The organism is Nitriliruptor sp. (assembly GCF_040882075.1).
Taxonomy (GTDB): Bacteria; Actinomycetota; Nitriliruptoria; order Nitriliruptorales; family Nitriliruptoraceae; genus Nitriliruptor.
Window position 1 is genome coordinate 1 of sequence record NZ_JBBEBZ010000221.1, and the last position, 1,669, is coordinate 1,669.

Sequence of the window (1,669 nt, forward strand, 5' to 3'; positions counted from 1 at the left end):
TGCTGAAGGACACGGTGATCCTCGACATCCCCGACGAGGCCGGCCAGTTCGACACCGTGCTCGTGCGCCGGGGTACCGACAAGCTCCGGGAAGCCACCGAAGGCTGGGTCGACTACGCCGCGGCCCAGGGCACCGAGACCGTCACGCCCCTCATGGTCCTCCAGGTGCCCAACAAGCCCGACCCCGACGAGGTCGGCCAAGCGCTCGCCACCATCTTCGAGACCTGGCCGGATCTGTCCACCGACGCTGTTGCCCACGTGCTCGGCGACCACAGTCCACAGGCCTTCGGCTCCTTCACCGTCCCCTACATCTCGCCCGAGCGGGTGCAGGAGTCGACGTGGGTGCGGGTCCTGATCGCCAAGGACGCCATCAGCACCGGATGGGACTGCCCGCGAGCCGAGGTGATGGTCTCGTTCCGGCCGGCCAAGGACCGCACTCACATCACCCAGCTCCTCGGCCGCATGGTCCGCACCCCGCTGGCGCGGCGCATCCCCGGCAACGAGAAGCTCAACGCGGTGGACTGTCTGCTCCCGTTCTTCGACACCAGGACCGTCACCGCCGTCGCCGACGCCCTGATGCATGGCACCAGCGACGACCGGACCGCCGATGCACCTCCTGTCCGGCGGGTGCTGATCAACCCGACCGAGGTCCGCCCGAACCCGGCCATCGCCGACGTGGTGTGGGACAAGCTGCTGTCGCTGCCGTCGCAGTCGCTGCCCCAGCGCACGGCCAAGCCGGTCAAGCGCCTCACGGCACTCGCCCACGAGCTCGCCGCCGACGGTTTGCTTCCCGACGCGGGCAAGTTGGCCCACGCCGAGCTGCACAAGGTCCTCGACGGCGCCCGGGCCCGCTACGCCGGCGAGATCGCCGCCGCCCGAGCTGCGGTCCTCACTGTCGAGGGCAAGACCCTCACCGCGGACCTGCACGCCAAGACCGCGACGTTCGACGAGTTCGTTGCGGCCGCTGACCACGTCGTCATCGAGGACGCCTACCGGCGAGCGGCACGGGTGCTCAGCCCCGACGTGGCGCGTACCTACGCCGACCGTCTCGCTGACGCGGACGTGGACGCTGACAGCATCGAGGACGCACTCCTCGATGCCCACGCCACCGTCGCCGCTCTCGGTCTGGTCCCCGACGTGAAGGGCTACCTCGAGGCCGAAGCCGACAAGCTCGCCAAGCGGTGGCTCACCGACCACCGGGTCGCGATCAAGGCGCTCAGCGACGAGCGCCAGGACGCGTACCGCCAGCTCCGGGAGATGAGCGCGGAGCCCCAGGACCTCGACCTGGCCAAGCCGACCTCCTGGCTCGTGCCCACCACCGAGCGTCACGGTGAGGCCGAGACCCCGTTGCCTCGCTACGAGATGCACCTCCTCGCCGACGAGGACGGCACCTTCCCCCTCGATCGCAACGCCTGGGAGGCCGAGGTCCTCGATCGGGAGCTCGACCGCAAGGGGTTCGTCGGCTGGTACCGGAACCCGGCTCGGTCCAGTCAGGACTCGCTCGCCGTCGTCTACGACCACGGTGGACGGGTCCGCACCGTGCGACCCGACTTCGTGTTCTTCACCGAGAACGACGACAGCTCCATCAGCGCATCCATCGTCGATCCGCACGGCCATCACCTCGGCGACGCCCTGCCCAAGCTCCGCGGCCTCGCTGACTACGCCGACCG

The 1,669-nt window shown here is 69.7% G+C and carries 1 pseudogene; it reads left to right on the plus strand.

Features of this window, described 5'->3' with window-relative positions:
- Nucleotides 1-1,669: pseudogene (locus WEB03_RS16135) on the plus strand (type III restriction endonuclease subunit R); the annotation flags it as partial.